Raw genomic sequence first — 17,613 nt, forward strand, 5'->3', positions numbered from 1 at the left:
GTGCTAAAATTCCAATCCTGAATAGACAGAGGAGTATGCATATGGCCCGCACCAATGCCCTTGCCCTGCAACCTACACGGGGGATGGCCCCTGTGGCGGGGGCCTCTTTCGCCGTCGGATTTCCCGCCCAGGTGCCCAGCTTGGGCAATCTGGAGTCCTACATCGCCGCCGCCAACCGCATGCCCATGCTGAGCCTTGAAGAAGAGCGCTCGCTGGCGCTGGCCTGGCGTGAGCGCGAAGACCGCGACGCCGCCGGGAAACTGGTGATGTCGCACCTGCGTGTGGTGGTCTCGGTCGCCCGCCACTATCTCGGTTACGGCCTGCCGCATGCCGACCTGATCCAGGAAGGCAATATCGGCCTGATGAAAGCGGTTCGCCGCTTCGACCCGTCGCAAGGCGTGCGTCTGGTCAGCTACGCGCTGCACTGGATCAAGGCGGAAATCCACGAATACATCCTGCGCAACTGGCGCTTGGTCAAGGTGGCCACCACCAAGGCGCAGCGCAAGCTGTTCTTCAACCTGCGCTCGATGAAGCAGGGCTTCGAGAGCTTTCACGACGCCGAGATCGATGCGGTGGCAAAGACCTTGCAGGTCAAGCGCTCCGACGTCATCGAGATGGAGCAACGCATGGGCGGCAGCGAAGTCTCACTGCAGCCCGTGGGTGACGATGGCGAAGAGTCATTCGGCCCCGGCGCCTACCTCTCGGACCGCAGCCACGAACCCGATGCCGTGCTGGAAGCTCGCAGCCGCGAGCGCCTGCAGGTGCAAGGCCTGGAGCAGGCTCTGGAAACCCTGGATGCACGCAGCCGCCGCATCGTCGAGCAACGCTGGCTGGCGGTGAACGACGACGGCACCGGCGGCAAGACCCTGCACGACCTGGCCGCCGAGTTCAGCGTGTCGGCCGAGCGCATTCGCCAGATCGAAGTTCAGGCCATGAAAAAAATGCGCCAAACCCTGGCGCAATACGCCTGACGCAAGAGTCTCGGGGCGATACCACCGGGTTGGTGCGCCCGGCATGGGCGACGCCAGCGCCCTGCGGTGTGGTCCTGCCGCAGGCGTCATGCCTTGCCTTGCTGCAGGGCGTGGCCAGCCGTGCGCCCAAGAGGGGGCATGGCGTCAACAGCCGTGGTTTCACGGTCATCCATCCCGTGCTTATTCTGGAAAGTCCCCAGTGGCAAGATGCGCTGACAACTGCATACTCCCGGAACTAAATGGACAACCTGGAGGAGTCAGCATGGGCGTGGAAATCGACCCGCCGTTTTTCATCAATGCGGCGGTCGTTGCGGTGATGAGCGTTGGCTTGTTCACCGATGAAAAGAACCACCGATTTTCGGCGCAGGGCTGAACCTTCCATTCAGGCTGATTCCGCCTTGGGCTGAATCAAGCCGTCTGCCTGCATCCCCTTTTTGCCCGGGCCATTGCGCCCGTTTCACAACCGAGGAGACAATACCCATGCATCGCATCACTGCAAACCACCGTCAAACCCTGGTGCGCTTGGCCCTGGCCACCCTGTTCACGACCGCCACCGTGGCAGCCCAGGCTGCCGCTCCCGTGCTCATGTCACCGCAATGGACGGCCAACTTCTGCCAGACCTGGAACCAGACCACCCAACTCACCGAGGGCCTGGCCGGCGAATGGCTGCGCGATGACAAGGGCCGTGGCTACAAGGTGGTGGAGTTGTACCGGACCGATTGCGGCAAAGGCTCGATGGTGGAACTCAAGATCGTGCCGAAGGATGGCAAGGCCTTTTGCACCTACGGCGGCGTCCCCAACACACCGGCCAACTTCGACGTGGACTTTTTGATGCACGCCAGCACCAAGAACTGGGAAGCCATGGGCAAAGGCGACCCGGGGCCCATGTGGGCCATGATGAGCGGCAAGCTCGAGTTCCAGGGCCCGAAGTTGGTGGCCATGCGTGCGATCAAACCGTTCGAGAGCTTCCTGCTCAATGTCGGCAAGGTCGCTGGCGACGCGGCAACCTGTCCGGCCGGAGCCACGCAGACCAGCTTGGCGCAATAAGCGGCGGTCTGATTTCAGGCACCGAAAAGCCCGCTTCGTGCGGGCTTTTTTGCGTCTGCAGAGCCCTTGCGTTCAGCCGGCGCAAGGGCTTCAATCAAGATTTCCTCAGACCTGAGTCCCGTCATGACCGAGCGCATCAGCCGTTTCCCCGTCCCCGAACTCGCCGACCTGCCGGACGATATCCGCCAGCGCATTCTCGCCGTGCAGGAGCGCAGCGGCTTCGTGCCCAGCGTGTTTCTCGCCCTGGCGCATCGGCCCGATGAATTTCGCGCTTTCTTCGCTTATCACGACGCCTTGATGCTCAAGCCCTCGGGTCTGAGCAAGGGTGAACGCGAGATGATCGTCGTCGCCACCAGCGCCGCCAACCACTGCCTGTATTGCGTCGTCGCCCATGGTGCGATTTTGCGCATCCACGAGAAAGCGCCGCTGCTTGCCGACCAACTCGCGACCGACTGGACCCGGGCTGCGCTCACTGCGCGCCAGCGCGCGATGCTGGCGTTCGCCCTGAAGGTGGCGCAGCAGGCCAACACGGTGGACGCGGCCGATGACGAGGCCCTCTATGCCGCAGGCTTCAGCCAGGAAGACATCTGGGACATCGGCGCCATCGCAGCCTTCTTCGCACTTTCCAACCGCATGGCCGGACTCACCGGCATGATGCCCAACGCCGAGTTCTACATGCTGGGGCGGGTGCCCCGAACCCCTTGATGGGCCCTACAGCAGCACGATGTCGAACTGGTGCTGGACGTAGCCGGGTTCGACTTGCAGGGCGATGGGTTTGCCGATGAAGTCGGACAGTTCGGCGAGGTGGGCGCTTTCCTCTTCGAGGAAGAGATCGACCACGGCGTTGGAGGCGACGATGCGGAATTCGCGCGGGCTGAACTGCTTGGCCTCGCGCAGGATTTCGCGCAGGATGTCGTAGCAGGCGGTGCGTGCGGTTTTCACCTGGCCCTGGCCGGCGCAGATGGGGCAGGGTTCGCACAGCTGGTGGGCGAGGGATTCGCGGGTGCGCTTGCGCGTCATTTCCACCAGGCCGAGTTGCGAGAAGCCGTTGACCGACACTTTCACGCGGTCGCGCGCCAGCGATTTTTTCAGCTCGTCGAGCACGGCGGCGCGGTGCTGGGCGCTGCCCATGTCGATGAAGTCGAGCAGGATGATGCCGCCCAGATTGCGCAGGCGCAGTTGCCGGGCGATGGCCTGCGCGGCTTCCAGATTGGTCTTGAAAATGGTGTCGTCGAAGTTGCGCGCGCCGACGAAGCCGCCGGTGTTCACGTCCACCGTGGTCATGGCCTCGGTCTGGTCGATGATGAGATAGCCGCCGGATTTGAGGTCCACGCGCCGGCCCAGGGCTTTTTCGATTTCGGCGTCCACGTTGTACAGCTCGAACAGCGGGCGCTCGCCGCGGTAGAGCTGCAGCAGGCCGGCCACACGCGGCATGTACTCCGCGGCGAAAGCCTGCAGGCGCTCGAAGTTCTCGCGCGAGTCGATTTGAATGCTGCGCGTGGCGTCGGTGACGAGGTCGCGCAGCACGCGCTGCGCCAGGCTCAGTTCCTGGTAGAGCAGGGCGGGGGATTGCGCCTGACGCATGCGGGCGTCGATCGTGCTCCAGGTCTTGCGCAGATAGCTGATGTCGTCGAGCAGCTCGGCGTCGCTCGCATCCTCGGCGTTGGTGCGCACGATGAAGCCCAGGCTGGCGTTGGGGTCGTGCGCCTGGGCCTGCGCGGTCAGGCGCTGACGCAGCGCGTCGCGCAGCGCGGGGTCCTCGATTTTTTGCGAAATGCCAATATGTTCGTCTTGCGGCAAATGCACCAGCAGCCGCCCGGCCAGGCTGATCTGCGAGGACAGTCTCGCGCCCTTGGCGCCGATCGGGTCCTTGATCACCTGCACCAGCAGCGACTGGCCTTCGAACACCAGTTTCTCGATGGGAACCGGCGGCGCGTTCTGCCGCCCCTCGCCGTTGCTGCCCAGCATGCGCTGCCACAGGTCGGCCACATGCAGGAAAGCGGCGCGTTCCAGGCCGATGTCGATGAAGGCCGACTGCATGCCTGGCAGCACCCGCACCACGCGGCCCAGATAGACATTGCCGGCCAGGCCGCGCTCCAGCGTGCGCTCGATGTGAAGCTCTTGCACCGCCGCGTGGGCGATGAGGGCCACGCGGGTTTCCTGCGGCGTGATGTTGATCAGCAAGTCTTCCTGCAGACCGGGGTTGTTCATAGCGGGATTCCAGCTTGTCGCAGCAATTGGGTGGTTTCGAACAGCGGCAGCCCCATGATGCCCGAGTAGCTGCCGCCGATGTGTTGAATGAACGCCGCCGCCCGGCCCTGCACGCCGTAGGCGCCAGCCTTGCCGAAGGGCTCGCCGCTGGCCACATAGGCCGCGAGCTGCGCGTCGGACAGCGCTGCGAATTGCACTCGGCTGGTGCTCAGCGCTTCGCGTCTGTGTGAGCCCGCCTTGTGCGGGCCCGAGGTCTGCGAGCTTGGCGCATCGGCCCATTGCGGCGCCACGGCCGTCAGCACCCGGTGGGTGTGGCCGGCCAGCAGCTTGAGCATGGCCGCGGCCTCGGCGGCATCGGACGGTTTGCCGACGATTCGCCGGCCCAGCGCCACGGTGGTGTCGGCACACAGAATGGGCGCTGGCGGCAGGCCGCGATGCGCCAGGCGCGCGACCGCGGCCTGCAGCTTGAGCCGCGTGACGCGCGTCACATAGGCGCGGGCCGACTCGCCTGGCCGCACCCGTTCCAGCGTCTCGGCATCCTCCTTGGCGTCGGGGGCCAGCAGCACGAAGTCCACCCCGATCTGGCGCAGCAATTCCTGCCGTCTGGGGCTGGCGGAGGCGAGGTAGACGAAGGGCTTGGCGTGCTTGGGAGCGTGCATTGCGGAGTGCGTCTGCGGCACTGGCGAGCCAGGGGTTGGGGACGGCCGATCATACCGGGCATGGCCACCGCGAGCAGCGCCGCGCAGCCCGGTGGCACAATGCCCGCGCGCCGTCATTCCGCCGGCCTTCATCGCTCCCCATGGCCGTTCTCTCCATCTCCGACCTCAGCCTGGCTTTCGGCCACGTTCCCCTGCTCGACCATGCCGCCATGGCGCTGGAGGCGGGCGAGCGTGTCGGCCTCATCGGCCGCAACGGCACCGGCAAATCGTCGCTGCTGAAAATCATCGCCGGCCTGGAGCAGCCCGATGACGGCCTGGTGCAGGTGCAGCAGGGTTTGCGTCAGGTGTATGTGCCGCAGGAAGCAGCGTTTCCGGCCGAGGCCACGGTGTTCGACACCGTGGCCCATGGCGTGGCCGAAGCGCGCGACCTGCGGGCGCGCTACGAGGCGCACTCGCCGGACGATGACCTGGACGCGATCCAGACGCGCATCGAACTGCTCGACGGCTGGACCTGGGAGCAGCGCGTGGACCAGACCCTGCAGCGCCTGGAACTGCAGGCCGAGGCGCGCATCGGCAGCCTGTCCGGCGGCATGCAAAAGCGCGTGGCGCTGGCGCAGGCGCTGGTGGCCGCGCCCGACGTGCTGCTGCTCGACGAGCCCACCAACCATCTCGACCTCGACGCCATCACCTGGCTCGAAGGCCTGCTCATCGGCTTTCGCGGCAGCGTCGTGCTCATCACCCACGACCGCAGCTTTCTCGACAACGTCGCCACCCGCATCGTCGAACTCGACCGCGGCCAGTTGCGCAGCTACCCCGGCAACTTCAGCGCCTACGAGGCGCGCAAGGCGCAGGAGCTGGCCGACGAGACCGTGTCCGCAGCCCGTGCCGACAAGCTGCTGGCGCAGGAAGAGGTGTGGATCCGCAAGGGCGTGGAGGCGCGGCGCACCCGCAGCGTCAGCCGCATCAACCGCCTGGAAGCCTTGCGCGCGCAGCGCCAGGCGCGGCGCGAAACCCTGGGGCGCGTGAAGCTGGAGGTGGACGGGGGCCAATCCAGCGGGCGCATCGTCGCCGCGCTGGAGGTGGTGGGCAAGCGCTTTGGCGAGCGCATCGTGGTGCAGGATTTTTCCGCCACCATCCTGCGCGGCGACAAGGTCGGCATCATCGGCCCCAATGGCGCCGGCAAGACCACGCTGCTGAAATTGATCCTCGGCGAACTGGCGCCCGACAGCGGCAGCGTGCGCCAGGGCACGCGCCTCACCGTGGCCTACTTCGACCAGATGCGCACCGCGCTCGACCCCGAGGCCACGCTGGCCGACACCATCAGCCCGGGGAGCGAGTGGATTGAAATCGGCGGCTCCCGCAAACATGTGATGAGCTATCTGGGCGACTTCCTGTTCGCCCCGGCGCGGGCCAATTCACCGGTGAAGTCGCTTTCGGGCGGCGAGCGCAACCGCCTGTTGCTCGCGCGCCTGTTCGCCCGACCCGCCAACGTGCTGGTGCTGGACGAGCCCACCAACGACCTCGACATCGACACGCTGGAGTTGCTGGAACAACTGCTGCAGGAGTTCGACGGCACCGTGTTCCTCGTCAGCCACGACCGCCGCTTTCTCGACAATGTCGTCACCAGCACCATCGTCGCCGAATCCGCCCCCGGCCACCCCGGTCGCTGGCGCGAATACGAAGGCGGCGTGAGCGATTGGCTGACGCAATCGCAGCGCGCCCGCAGCCTGCAGCAGGCCGGCACTCCGGCTGCGGCGAAACGGGCAGACCGTGCAGAGCGCAGCAGCGCCGCGGGGCCCGCGCAGCCCAAGCCCACCACCGCCGCTGCATCATCCCAAGTCGGGGGCGGCGCTCTCGGGGGCCAGCCAGCGCATGCGGGCGCGGGCGCCACGCCACGGCGCAAGCTCAGCTACAAGGAACAGCGCGAACTACAGGATCTGCCCGGCCGCATCGCCGCGCTGGAGGTCGAGCAAAAAGCACTGTCCGAGCAATTGGCTGACTCGGAAACCTACAAGTCCGCACCAGAGCGGCTGAGCGCGATGCAGCAACGCTTCGCCCAGATCGAGGACGAGCTGCTCCAGGCCCTCGAACGCTGGGAAGCCCTGGAAGCCCCATGACCCAACCCACGCCCTCGGCGATGCAAGCCTCCGAACCCCTCGACAACATCGACCTGCGCACCGACCCGCAAGCCGCGCAATACGTCAAACATGAAACCGTGCAGGTGCAATTCGCCACCGCGCCGGGCGAACTCATCAGCCGTGAAGGCCCCAACCGCTACACCGTGGGCGACGCCCTCATCACCGGCTCCACCGGCGATCGCTGGAGCGTGTCCCGCGATCGCTTCGACGCTCGCTACCAGACCGTCGCCCCAACACGAGATGGGCAAGACAGCCTCTACATCAACAAACCCCTGCCCGTGCTGGCCCGGCAAATGCCAACCCCATTCCGCATCGCCCGCAGCGTCGGCGGCGACCTGCTGCACGGCAAAGCGGGCGACTGGCTGCTGCAATACGCGCCGGGGGATTATGGGGTGGTGGAAGGGGCGCGGTTTGAGCGGGTGTATCGACGTGTCGATCCATCAGTGTTCAAGATCGGCGATGGCGCCCCGCCACGCGGCTGACGCCGTCCGAGCATGGGGTTCCCCGGAGGCTCCGTCCGTTTTTTCACGACTGCCGAAGCGAACGAACGATTGCGTGAGATCTCCAGAACATCGTCGTGCCCGAGATGCTGCGACGTGCACAGTCCAATGATGAGCCCGATTCAGTTCTTTTTGCTGATCAGGTACAGAACGTAGCCGCCCACAGCGCCGACAATCGCACCGGCCAAAACATAGTTGAATGACTGCTGGGCCACATTGCGAAGAAGTACCGCATCCAGGCCTTGCAGATCGGCGCCCCTCGATATCACGTCCCTGAAGGGGAGTTGGCCGATGAGCGGCACCGATGGTCTCATGAGGAAGCCGATGAACCCGCCAACCAACGCGCCTAAGGTCGCGAACCAGCTACCGGCCATCATTGCAGTTGTCCATGTTCGCGTGGGGGCCCTGTAGCGCAGGCCGTTCGGAGATTCTTACAGGCAGTCTACCCGACGCAGAGGCGGTATCTTCCTTGCTGCATATCCCAGCAGACAGGAGAAATGCCCAGGGCACAGGCTGGCAGCACGAGCAGCAGGCCCAGCACGGAACAGGGCGCGGCCCCAACAGGCCGAGCAACTGACGGGCCAGCCGAGCGGCGGCCGTGGCGCGGTGCATGACGACACTGGCTTGAGGGTGAGCGGCGTCAAGCCCGGTGGTAGGGATGCCCGGACAGCAGGCTGTGGGCGCGATAGATTTGCTCGGCCAGCAGCACGCGGGCCAGGCCGTGGGGCAGGGTGAGGTCGGACAGGCGCAGCAGGGCGTCGGCACGTTGCTTGATGCGCGGCGCCAGGCCGTCGGCACCGCCGATGAGCAGGGCGACGTCGCGCCCTTCCTGACGCCAGCGTTGCAGTTCGGTGGCCAGGCTGGCCGTGGTGTGGTGCTGGCCATGCTCGTCCAGGGCGATGAGGCGGCAGCTTTGCGGCAGCGCGGCCTCGATGCGCTGCGCTTCGCGCTCCATCACCGCCTCGGCGCTGAGGCTGGAGCTGCGCGCCTCGGCGCGAATCTCCTTGAGCACCAGCGGGGTTTCGGCGGGCAGGCGCTTGGCGTAGTCCGCATAGGCTTCATCCACCCAATGCGGCATGCGCTGCCCGACCGCCAGCAACCAGATTTTCATGGGGCTCTCAAGGAAACGCAGGGCCGCTCCCGAGTTGTCTTGACCTCCTCGGGGGAATCCGTTTGCGGACTGCTGGGGGCGCTGACCTCAGGCTGCCGCCTTGCGGCTGCGGCCCTTCGGTGGGGGCGAGAAAACATGGGGCGGCCATGCGTTTGTCATGCGGCGCCGTGCGTGGTCATGGACAGACAGGTGAAGCGTGAAGCGGACCGAGCCTTGTCGTGCTGCGGGCCAGGCTTTCAGCTTGGCGTTTTTTTCGCGGCGGTGCGGCGCGTCACCGCCGGTTTGCTCGCATTGCGCGCCGTTGAGCTGGCCGAGGCTGAGCTGATTGTCGCGCTGCTTTTGCTGCCGCTGATGGCGCCGCTGGTGGCACGACTCGCAGCACGCTTGCGCGGCGCGGGCGTGGCGCTGGCAACCGTCTTGCTCGTTGCCCGGGGCTTGGCCCCCGAGCTGCCGGCGGTCTTGGCCGGGCTTTTGGCGCGTGGTTTGGCTGCTGGCGCAGCGTCCGTGGTGTAGCCGGTGTCGGCCTTGGTCTTGCCGGGCCAGGGGCTGCGCTTGGCGGGCACCTTGCTTGCCGCGTTGCGGGTGGGTGCGGGGTTTGCGCCAGCGCGTTTGGCCGCAGGTTTTTTGGCGGGAGCTACGCGCTTCGCAGCCGCGGCGGAACTGGCTTTGGTGCTGCGTGCCGCGCCAGGGCTGGCGCTGCGCGCAGCCGTGGTGGCGGCGATGGCCGCTGCGTCCTGCTTGGCTTTGAGATGCACGCTCTTGCCACCCCAGATGTCTTCCAGCTTGTAATAGGCGCGGATGACGGGCTGCATGATGTGGACTACGGCATCGCCGCAGTCCACCAGCACCCATTCGCCGCTGCCTTCACCTTCCGGGTTTTTCACGGCGCCACCGGCGGCGCGGACCTGATCGCGCACGCTGGCGGCCAGGGCCCGGGTCTGCCGGTTGGAGCTGCCGCTGGCGACGATGACGCGGTCGAACAGGCTGGTCAGGGCCTCGGTGTTGAAGACCTGGATGTCTTGCGCCTTGACGTCTTCCAGGGCGTCGACGATGGTGCGCTGCAGCTTACGAATGTCCATGCGGGGTGGGTGTGGAGTAAAGATGGTGGTCTTCAATATAGCGCGCCACGGGCGCGGGCATGAGCGCGCCGAGCGGCACGCCGCGCGCAACGCATTCGCGCACGCGGGTGGCGGAGAGGTCGATTTCGTCCATGGCGAGTCGGTGCAGCACATGGCCGGCACGGGCCAGGGCGTGCAGCAGCTCGGGCGGAGCGGCGTCGGAATGGCCCGGGCGGCGGGCCACGGCCAGATCGACGCAGGCGGCGATGTCTTCCCAGCCGTTCCAGCTCGTCAGGTTACGCAACTGGTCGGCGCCGAGGATGAAGGTGAAGGCGGTGTCGGGGTGTGCGGTTTGCAAGGCGCGCAGGGTGTCGATGGTGTAGCTGGGGCCCTGGCGTTTGAGTTCGATGTCGCAGCCGCGCAGCCCGGCGTGGCCGGCGATGGCGAGATCGAGCATGGCCCAGCGGTCGGCCTGGCTGGCGGCCAGCGGGTCGCGCTGCCAGGGCTGGCCGGCGGGAATGAGCCACACGGTGTCGAGCGCAAGTTCGCGCCGGGCGCTGAGGGCCAGTTGCAGGTGGGCGGTGTGGATGGGGTCGAAGCTGCCGCCAAGCAGGCCGATGCGCGGTGGCTTTGCCACGGTGGCGATGGTGGCGTCGCTCACGCCGCGGCCCAGTCGCGTGGCTTGAGGAACACCTCGTACAGCCGCGCTTCGGGTGTGCCGGGTGCGGGGTGCCAGTCGTAGCGCCACTTCACGATGGGCGGCATGGACATGAGGATGGACTCGGTGCGCCCGCCCGATTGCAGGCCGAACAGGGTGCCGCGGTCCCACACCAGATTGAACTCGACATAGCGTCCGCGCCGGTAAGCCTGGAAGTCGCGCTCGCGCTCGCCGTACGCAAGCGCGCGACGGCGTTCGACGATGGGCAGATAGGCGCCGAGAAAGGCATCGCCCACCGCACGCATGAGGGCGAAGCCGCGGTCGAAGCCGCCGTCGGCAAAGTCGTCGAAAAACACCCCGCCGACGCCGCGTGGCTCATTGCGGTGCTTGAGGAAAAAATAGTCGTCGCACCAGGTTTTGAAGCGCGGGAAATAGCCTGGGTCGAGCGCGTCCAGCGCCTGCTTGCAGGTCTGGTGAAAGTGCATCGCATCGTCCTCGAAGCCGTAGTAGGGCGTCAGGTCCATGCCGCCGCCGAACCAGGCCACCTCCGGCTTGCCCGCGGGCTGCGCCACCAGCATGCGCACGTTCATGTGCACGGTGGGCACATAGGGGTTGCGCGGGTGCAGCACCAGCGACACCCCCATGGCCTCGAACGGCGCCCCCGCCAGCTCGGGCCGATGCTGCGTGGCCGATGGCGGCAGCTTCGCGCCGCGCACATGCGAGAAGTTGCAGCCACCACGCTCGAACAGCCCGCCGTCCTCGATCAGGCTCGTCGCCCCATCGCCTTCCAGCGGCCCACCGGCTGGGCGGGTCCAGGCGTCGCGCCGAAAGCTCTTGCCATCCAGCGCTTCGAGGGCGTGAAGGATGCGGGATTGCAGGTCGAGCAGGTAGTTGCGAACTTCGGTGTGCATGGGCGCCAATTCGATGGGGGATGTCGAATTGTCCAACAGACGTGACGATATCCGTCAGGCGCCCAGATGGGTCGCGCTGCGGCCGGCTCACATATTCTGCGGGAGCCAGGTCGCGAGACCGGGGAAAACGTACAGCATGGCCAGCGCGAGGATCATCAGAAAGAACATGGGAAGGGCCTTGCGGGCAAGCCAGGGGAGTTCGCGCCCGGTCATGCCTTGCAGCACGAACAGGTTGAATCCGACCGGCGGGGTGATCTGCGCCATCTCGACCACCAACACGATGAAAATACCAAACCAGATGAGGTCGATGTTGGCATGCTGCACGGTTGGCAGGATCACGCCGATCGTGAGCACCACCATGGAAATACCGTCGAGGAACATGCCCAGCACGATGTAGAACAATGCCAGGGCGACGAGCAACCAGGTCTGCCCGAGGCGCCGCATGCCAGCGTAGGCCGTGCGCTGCGCGACACCTGGGACAGTCGCCATGCCGAGTTGACCAGACGGCAACTGCAGCGCCTGGCGGCGTCCTTGCAAGCCAAGCATCCGGGAGCAGCCACCAGCTTGCGCGAGGGGCTCGATGCAACACTCACGGTGCAGCGTTTGGGGATCCCCGGGGCGCTGTACCGCACGCTGCATACGACCCATCCGATCGAGAATCTCAACGGCCACATCGCCACCTTCACGCGCAACGTCCAGCGCTGGCGCGACGGGCAGATGTTGATGCGCCGGGTGGCCGCAGCATGGAGCGACGCCAAGGATCGTTTCCGAAAGCTGCGCGGGTACCGCGACATGCAACTCCTGCGCGCCGTCTTGCAAGCTCATGCGGAGTGGCCGGCCGAAGTCGATTCCGGAGCAAAAGCCAAGGCCGCGTAGCCTCTCCAACCGGGAGCCGTCACCTGGCCACTTTCAACAGGGTTCGGGACAGCGCCGCAAAACGCACCGGATCCATGCGAGACGAGAAATCCTATAAATTTCCGTTCATTCAACAACTTACGGACCAGAATCAAGCCGCACGAGACAGCTTGATTTCATGACTTGGCGGAAAGGGTGGGATTCGAACCACGGTACGGAAGGACCGTATTTCTCCCACCTGGGGTGAACAGCCGCCGCCCTCATTTGCGCAGCAAAATCCCCCAAAAGTCACCGTAGCCAATGATCCCAATGGCCGCAGCGTCTATCCAACCGCATCCAGGCTCATGCGCTGATCTGTTTCTTCGATCGGATGCTGTACCGCATCATGCATGCGCATGTGCCTGAAGCCCGCCGCCAATGCCAAGCAATCCCCCCGAGAGTGCCTGGGCACAACTCAACCGCATCCAACCGATGCATTGGGGGACGCAACAGCGCAATAGTTAGTACTTCCACACTGAGCCAGTCCCATCTCAACGGCCTGCAATCCCTGAAGATCAGCAAACCTCTAATTCAAGCTGTCAACACGCGGTCTTTCGTTTCGGGCAGAGCAAATGCGGCAATGAAGAAGAGTGCATAGGCGCCAACAGCGAATATCGCAATGGCATTCCCAAATCCTACCGAATACTTGATGTAGCCGATGAGTGCCGGGAATAGTGCACCAATGGCACGGCCAAAATTATACGTGAACCCTTGCCCTGAGCCGCGAATACTTGTTGGAAAAAGCTCTGTTAAGAACGGGCCCATTCCTGAAAAATATCCACTCGCAAAGAAGCCCAGTGGGAATCCCAAAATAAAAGTTACTTCATTGGGGATGGGGAGTTGCGTGTAAGCAAGAATGGTGGCAATGGCCCCAAGGGAAAAAAGGAGGAACAACATGCGACGGCCAAGCCTGTCGGCTAACCAAGCGCCACTCAAATAGCCAATAAAGCTGCCGATGATGAGGATGGCAAGGTATGGGGTGCTGCCGACGACGCTGAGATGCTTATCAGCGTGAAGAAATGCTGGCAGCCAAAAAATAACTGCATAATAGCCGCCCTGTGCGCCAACGGAGAGAAGAGAGGCCAGGATCGTTGTCCGTAATACGGCAGGATCAAAGATGGCAAGAATGCTTGGGCGCACAGCCTTTTTGCGCGCCGCAACTGCAATTTCTGGTTCAGGCACGTTTCTCCGAATAAATAGAACCATCAGTGCTGGAATAACTCCGATGGCAAACATTGCTCGCCACGCAGTTTCTGCTGGCAATGCTGAATAGATGATTGCTTGCGCAATAACAGCGATACCCCATCCAATAGCCCAGGCGGATTGGACACTACCCACGGCCCGACCGCGGAATTGGGGCCGAATTGTTTCTCCCATCAGAACTGCGCCAGCAGCCCATTCTCCGCCAAATCCAAATCCAAGCAAGGCTCTCAGCACCATGAGTTGATCGAAGTTTTGTGCAAATGCACATAGAAAGCTGAAGAGTGAAAACCATAGAATGGTGATCTGGAGCGTCTTCACACGTCCGATGCGGTCAGAAAGCAAGCCTGCGGCCCAACCGCCAACGGCTGAAGCAAGTAATGTCAGAGTTGCTGCAAATCCGGCCTGCCCCGCACCGACTGACCACTGATGCATAATCGTAACAATGATTAACGGATAGATCATGAAATCCAATCCATCAAGACCCCACCCTCCAGCGCAGGCCCAGAATGTACGTCGCTCTGTAGTAGTCATGTTTCTGTAGAAGCTTGAAAGGCTGCTACTTGCTACGGGATCCATGGGCATCGTCGTGGAATTGTCGCTCATCATTACTTCTCCAATTTGCGAAAGTCAAAATAAATCGACCTAGAGTAGAGGCGATTTTATTTATAAAAAACCCCGGGTAAAGCTATTCTGCATTGCATTAATAGGCAACCTTAGAGGGGGTTTATTGGCTTGTTCTGCCTCCAAGGCATAAATCGAACTCGGCGATTATTGGTTTTTTTGCTTTTCAAATTCTGAGTATCCGGGCACAAAGCTACGATTACATCGCCCGGATTTTTTACCACTGTGTTGGAGGGCGCACGACAGCACAGCATCAGATGAAGAGCCGCTTCTATTGATGGATTTAGGCTAAACCCGATCGTCTGGCGCCGTTTGCACTTGCAACGAAATGTCGATAAAATATCAATGAAACGCCATCGAAAACTCATTGTGTTCTCCTAAATTTCCCGCGCAATAGGTGGAAACCCTCATGAGCACTCCCCCTGGAACGGTAAGTGGGCAAAGCACTGGGATCGTCTCGTCGTCCCATCTGGCTTCTCCACGTGGCCTGGCTGCCTCCGAATTCGAGTTCGGCCTGATCGTTAGCTGGAATGCGTTTTCGCGCTGGGTGGTCCGCTGTATGGCGGCTGCAGGCTATCGCGATCTCACCATCACGGACGTATTGCTGCTGCATCACATCAACCACCGCGCCCGCAACAAGAAGTTGGCCGACATCTGCTTTGTCCTCAACTATGAGGACGTCCATGTGGTGGCCTACGCCCTTAAGAAGTTGGTTGCCGCCGGCCTTGCACAGACCGAGAAGATCGGCAAGGAGGTGTTCTACAGCCCGACATCTGCGGGCGAAGAGGCCGTGTACAAATACCGAGAGGTGCGGGAGCAGTGTCTGATCGCCAATCTTGATGCGCAGATGAACCAGGATCTCGGAGAAGTCGCGCGCATGCTCCGGACCATGAGCGGCCTTTATGACCAAGCGGCGCGCGCTGCTAGTTCACTCTGATGCAGTTTTAGTTGAGTGGGCACCTTGGACGTCGCAGCGAAGTCCGTCCCTTGGGACCAGGAAACACTGCGCATCTCCAGCGACTTACTTGAGAGAGTCACTCGATACTCCCTACCAAAACCATCAACATTCCGATGAGCAACATGCAAGACAACAACCTGAGCACATCCGGGCGCTGGCAATTCTGGGTCGACCGTGGCGGCACCTTCACCGATATCGTGGCGCGCAAGCCTGATGGGACTCTTCTCGCCCACAAGCTGCTTTCGGAGAATCCGGAGCAGTACCGCGACGCAGCAGTGGCGGGCATCCGGCAACTGCTGGGCCTGGCGCCTGATGCGTCGATCACGCCGGATCGGGTGGAGTGCGTGAAGATGGGCACGACCGTGGCGACCAACGCGCTGCTGGAACGCAAGGGCGAGCCGGTGGCGCTGGTGACGACGCGGGGCTTTCGCGATGCCTTGCGCATCGCCTACCAGAACCGGCCGCGGCTATTCGACCGCCATATCGTGCTGCCCGAGTTGCTGTACCAGCACGTCATCGAGGCTGACGAACGCCTGGGTGCTGACGGCGAGGTCGTGCGCGCGCTGGATGAAGGGGACCTGCGCACGCGGTTGCAAGAGGCGTTCGACGCCGGCTTGCGCGCGGTGGCCATCGTATTCATGCATGGCTATCGCTACGCTGTCCATGAGCAGGTGGCAGGGAAGATCTCCCGCGACATCGGGTTCACACAAGTCAGCACCTCGCACGAAACCAACCCGCTGATGAAGTTTGTCTCGCGCGGCGACACCACCGTGGTGGACGCCTATCTCTCGCCCATCCTGCGGCGCTATGTGGACCAGGTCGCGGCCGAGATGCCGGGGGTGCGGCTGCTGTTCATGCAGTCCAGCGGCGGTCTGACCGAGGCGCATGCGTTTCGCGGCAAGGACGCCATCCTGTCGGGGCCGGCGGGCGGCATCGTCGGCATGGCGCGCACGGCGGAAATGGCAGGCCACCAACGGGTGATCGGCTTCGACATGGGCGGCACCTCCACCGATGTGTCGCATTACGCCGGTAGCTTCGAGCGCGCCTTCGAGACCCAGGTGGCCGGGGTGCGCGTGCGCGCGCCCATGATGAGCATCCACACGGTGGCGGCTGGCGGGGGCTCGATGCCGCACTTCGACGGCGCGCGTATGCGCGTGGGGCCCGATTCGGCTGGGGCCAACCCCGGGCCGGCCTGCTACCGGCGCGGAGGACCCCTCACCGTGACCGACGCCAATGTGATGCTGGGCACCATCCAGCCGGCGCATTTCCCCTCCGTGTTCGGTCCGCAGGGCAATCAGCCGCTGGATGCCGAGACCGTGCACCGCCACTTCACCGAACTTGCGGCGCGGATCGCGCGAGACACGGGCCGCGCCCAGACGCCCGAGGGCGTGGCCGAGGGCTTCGTGAACATTGCGGTGCAGGCCATGGCGGGGGCCATCAAGCGCATCTCGGTGGCGCGCGGGCACGACGTCACGCGCTACACCCTGCAATGCTTTGGCGGCGCCGGGGCGCAGCACGCCTGCCGTGTGGCCGATGCGTTGGGCATGGAGCGCGTGTTCATCCATCCCCTGGCCGGTGTGCTGTCGGCCTACGGCATGGGGCTGGCCGAACAAACGGTGATACTGGAGCGCAGCGTGGAGGTTGAACTCGATGCTGAAGCGGGAGCGCACATCGACGAAGCGCTCCGGGGCTTGTCCGTCGCAGCCCGCGAGCAGTTACTCGGGCAGGGGGTAGCACTCGATCGCATCCATGTACTGCAGCGCGTGCATGTGCGCTACCAGGGCACAGATTCCGTGCTGGCGGTTGACGCGGGCAGTCTCAAAGAAATCACGCAGCGCTTCGAACAAAGCTATCAACAGCGCTTCGCACACCTGCTGCCTTCGCGTCCGCTTGTGGTGGAGTCAGTATCGGTGGAAGCCGCTGGCGGCGGCGACGTCATACGCGAGAGTCAGCTCGAAGATGCCGTAGAGGATGCGATGCCGATCCGGGATCGTATCCAGCTCTACAGTGGCGGCGTTTGGCATGACGCCGCGCTCGTATTGCGCAACATCGGTGCGCCCGGCCAGCGAATTGATGGGCCAGCGGTCATTGCCGATGCCAATACCACGATTGCCGTTGAACCCGGTTGGCGGGCGCGCATCACAGCGCNCACTGGGATCGTCTCGTCGTCCCATCTGGCTTCTCCACGTGGCCTGGCTGCCTCCGAATTCGAGTTCGGCCTGATCGTTAGCTGGAATGCGTTTTCGCGCTGGGTGGTCCGCTGTATGGCGGCTGCAGGCTATCGCGATCTCACCATCACGGACGTATTGCTGCTGCATCACATCAACCACCGCGCCCGCAACAAGAAGTTGGCCGACATCTGCTTTGTCCTCAACTATGAGGACGTCCATGTGGTGGCCTACGCCCTTAAGAAGTTGGTTGCCGCCGGCCTTGCACAGACCGAGAAGATCGGCAAGGAGGTGTTCTACAGCCCGACATCTGCGGGCGAAGATGCTGTGAACAAATACCGAGAGGTGCGGGAGCAGTGTTTGATCGCCAACCTGGATGTGCAGATGAACCAGGATCTCGGTGAAGCCGCGCGCATGCTCCGGACCATGAGCGGCCTCTATGACCAAGCGGCGCGCGCTGCGAGTTCACTCTGAAGCTGTGCGGCATAGAGCGTCGCGATGCACG

The 17,613-nt window shown here is 63.8% G+C and carries 16 protein-coding genes and 2 pseudogenes; 9 read left to right on the forward strand and 9 right to left on the reverse strand.

Annotated elements, in window-relative coordinates:
* The first annotated feature begins 35 nt into the window (after window positions 1-35).
* The 3 genes from rpoH (at window position 36) to THIX_RS08180 (ending at window position 2,723) form a co-directional block, all read left to right on the forward strand.
* Window positions 36-971, forward strand: a complete 936-nt coding sequence (gene rpoH, locus THIX_RS08170; RefSeq protein WP_162497979.1) for an RNA polymerase sigma factor RpoH — start codon at window positions 36-38, stop codon at window positions 969-971.
* Window positions 972-1,451: 480 nt separating this feature from the next.
* Entirely contained in the window at window positions 1,452-2,018 is a 567-nt protein-coding gene (locus THIX_RS08175; protein WP_112485841.1) for an SCP2 sterol-binding domain-containing protein, read from the forward strand.
* Between the two features lie 123 nt (window positions 2,019-2,141).
* Complete coding sequence (locus THIX_RS08180) at window positions 2,142-2,723, forward strand: peroxidase-related enzyme (protein ID WP_112485842.1); 582 nt, start codon at window positions 2,142-2,144, stop codon at window positions 2,721-2,723.
* 6 nt (window positions 2,724-2,729) lie between these two features.
* Here the strand turns inward: THIX_RS08180 and rng are convergent, their stop codons facing one another.
* Entirely contained in the window at window positions 2,730-4,214 is a 1,485-nt protein-coding gene (rng, locus tag THIX_RS08185) for a ribonuclease G (RefSeq protein ID WP_112488258.1), read from the reverse strand.
* 11 nt (window positions 4,215-4,225) lie between these two features.
* Window positions 4,226-4,888 (reverse strand): nucleoside triphosphate pyrophosphatase, encoded by a 663-nt coding sequence (locus tag THIX_RS08190; RefSeq protein WP_112485843.1) that lies wholly within the window; start codon window positions 4,886-4,888, stop codon window positions 4,226-4,228.
* 140 nt (window positions 4,889-5,028) lie between these two features.
* Here THIX_RS08190 and THIX_RS08195 point away from each other — a divergent pair, with 140 nt between their 5' ends.
* Together THIX_RS08195 and THIX_RS08200 are read left to right on the forward strand one after the other, a co-directional pair.
* Window positions 5,029-7,005, forward strand: a complete 1,977-nt coding sequence (locus THIX_RS08195) for an ATP-binding cassette domain-containing protein (protein ID WP_112485844.1) — start codon at window positions 5,029-5,031, stop codon at window positions 7,003-7,005.
* Complete coding sequence (locus THIX_RS08200) at window positions 7,002-7,508, forward strand: PGDYG domain-containing protein (protein WP_112485845.1); 507 nt, start codon at window positions 7,002-7,004, stop codon at window positions 7,506-7,508. Before THIX_RS08195 ends, THIX_RS08200 begins: the two co-directional genes overlap by 4 nt.
* A 140-nt stretch (window positions 7,509-7,648) precedes the next feature.
* Here the strand turns inward: THIX_RS08200 and THIX_RS08205 are convergent, their stop codons facing one another.
* The 6 genes and pseudogenes from THIX_RS08205 to THIX_RS24065 all read right to left on the reverse strand — a co-directional run.
* The gene (locus THIX_RS08205; RefSeq protein ID WP_112485846.1) at window positions 7,649-7,903 is read right to left on the reverse strand and encodes a hypothetical protein; all 255 of its coding nucleotides are present in this window, start codon (window positions 7,901-7,903) and stop codon (window positions 7,649-7,651) included.
* A 263-nt stretch (window positions 7,904-8,166) separates the two neighbouring features.
* Window positions 8,167-8,637, reverse strand: coding sequence for a 23S rRNA (pseudouridine(1915)-N(3))-methyltransferase RlmH (gene rlmH, locus THIX_RS08210; protein WP_112485847.1), 471 nt, complete (start codon window positions 8,635-8,637; stop codon window positions 8,167-8,169).
* Window positions 8,638-8,873: 236 nt separating this feature from the next.
* Complete coding sequence (rsfS, locus tag THIX_RS08215) at window positions 8,874-9,716, reverse strand: ribosome silencing factor (RefSeq protein WP_112485848.1); 843 nt, start codon at window positions 9,714-9,716, stop codon at window positions 8,874-8,876.
* Complete coding sequence (gene nadD / locus THIX_RS08220) at window positions 9,703-10,356, reverse strand: nicotinate-nucleotide adenylyltransferase (protein WP_233224457.1); 654 nt, start codon at window positions 10,354-10,356, stop codon at window positions 9,703-9,705. The genes rsfS and nadD overlap by 14 nt, the downstream gene beginning before the upstream one ends.
* A complete protein-coding gene (gene hemF / locus THIX_RS08225) occupies window positions 10,353-11,264 on the reverse strand; it encodes an oxygen-dependent coproporphyrinogen oxidase (protein ID WP_112485849.1) in 912 nt (303 codons plus the stop codon). Before hemF ends, nadD begins: the two co-directional genes overlap by 4 nt.
* A gap of 87 nt (window positions 11,265-11,351) precedes the next feature.
* Window positions 11,352-11,786 (reverse strand): annotated as a pseudogene (locus THIX_RS24065) (TRAP transporter large permease subunit); the annotation flags it as partial.
* Here THIX_RS24065 and THIX_RS24070 point away from each other — a divergent pair.
* Window positions 11,760-12,140 (forward strand): transposase, encoded by a 381-nt coding sequence (locus THIX_RS24070; RefSeq protein WP_371412886.1) that lies wholly within the window; start codon window positions 11,760-11,762, stop codon window positions 12,138-12,140. The pseudogene THIX_RS24065 and the gene THIX_RS24070 overlap by 27 nt on opposite strands.
* Before the next feature lie 549 nt (window positions 12,141-12,689).
* Here THIX_RS24070 and THIX_RS08235 read toward each other — a convergent pair.
* Window positions 12,690-13,967: an MFS transporter gene (locus tag THIX_RS08235; protein WP_371412887.1), complete on the reverse strand. Its 1,278-nt coding sequence runs from the start codon at window positions 13,965-13,967 to the stop codon at window positions 12,690-12,692.
* A 424-nt stretch (window positions 13,968-14,391) separates the two neighbouring features.
* Here THIX_RS08235 and THIX_RS08240 point away from each other — a divergent pair, with 424 nt between their 5' ends.
* The 3 genes and pseudogenes from THIX_RS08240 (at window position 14,392) to THIX_RS24075 (ending at window position 17,582) form a co-directional block, all read left to right on the forward strand.
* A complete protein-coding gene (locus THIX_RS08240) occupies window positions 14,392-14,919 on the forward strand; it encodes a winged helix DNA-binding protein (protein ID WP_112485851.1) in 528 nt (175 codons plus the stop codon).
* A 143-nt stretch (window positions 14,920-15,062) separates the two neighbouring features.
* Window positions 15,063-17,102 (forward strand): annotated as a pseudogene (locus THIX_RS08245) (hydantoinase/oxoprolinase family protein); the annotation flags it as partial.
* 102 nt (window positions 17,103-17,204) lie between these two features.
* A complete protein-coding gene (locus THIX_RS24075) occupies window positions 17,205-17,582 on the forward strand; it encodes a winged helix DNA-binding protein (protein ID WP_233224726.1) in 378 nt (125 codons plus the stop codon).
* Window positions 17,583-17,613: the final 31 nt, after the last annotated feature.

This window comes from Thiomonas sp. X19, assembly GCF_900089495.1.
Taxonomy (GTDB): Bacteria; Pseudomonadota; Gammaproteobacteria; order Burkholderiales; family Burkholderiaceae_C; genus Thiomonas_A.

Coding starts and splice junctions, on each gene's coding strand:
- rpoH (WP_162497979.1), top strand. CDS start 36: ATGCATATGGCCCGCACCAATGCCCTTGCCCTGCAACCTACACGGGGG.
- THIX_RS08175 (WP_112485841.1), top strand. CDS start 1,452: ATGCATCGCATCACTGCAAACCACCGTCAAACCCTGGTGCGCTTGGCC.
- THIX_RS08180 (WP_112485842.1), top strand. CDS start 2,142: ATGACCGAGCGCATCAGCCGTTTCCCCGTCCCCGAACTCGCCGACCTG.
- THIX_RS08190 (WP_112485843.1), bottom strand. CDS start 4,888: ATGCACGCTCCCAAGCACGCCAAGCCCTTCGTCTACCTCGCCTCCGCC.
- THIX_RS08195 (WP_112485844.1), top strand. CDS start 5,029: ATGGCCGTTCTCTCCATCTCCGACCTCAGCCTGGCTTTCGGCCACGTT.
- THIX_RS08200 (WP_112485845.1), top strand. CDS start 7,002: ATGACCCAACCCACGCCCTCGGCGATGCAAGCCTCCGAACCCCTCGAC.
- THIX_RS08205 (WP_112485846.1), bottom strand. CDS start 7,903: ATGATGGCCGGTAGCTGGTTCGCGACCTTAGGCGCGTTGGTTGGCGGG.
- rlmH (WP_112485847.1), bottom strand. CDS start 8,637: ATGAAAATCTGGTTGCTGGCGGTCGGGCAGCGCATGCCGCATTGGGTG.
- rsfS (WP_112485848.1), bottom strand. CDS start 9,716: ATGGACATTCGTAAGCTGCAGCGCACCATCGTCGACGCCCTGGAAGAC.
- hemF (WP_112485849.1), bottom strand. CDS start 11,264: ATGCACACCGAAGTTCGCAACTACCTGCTCGACCTGCAATCCCGCATC.
- THIX_RS08235 (WP_371412887.1), bottom strand. CDS start 13,967: ATGATGAGCGACAATTCCACGACGATGCCCATGGATCCCGTAGCAAGT.
- THIX_RS08240 (WP_112485851.1), top strand. CDS start 14,392: ATGAGCACTCCCCCTGGAACGGTAAGTGGGCAAAGCACTGGGATCGTC.
- THIX_RS24075 (WP_233224726.1), top strand. CDS start 17,205: ATGGCGGCTGCAGGCTATCGCGATCTCACCATCACGGACGTATTGCTG.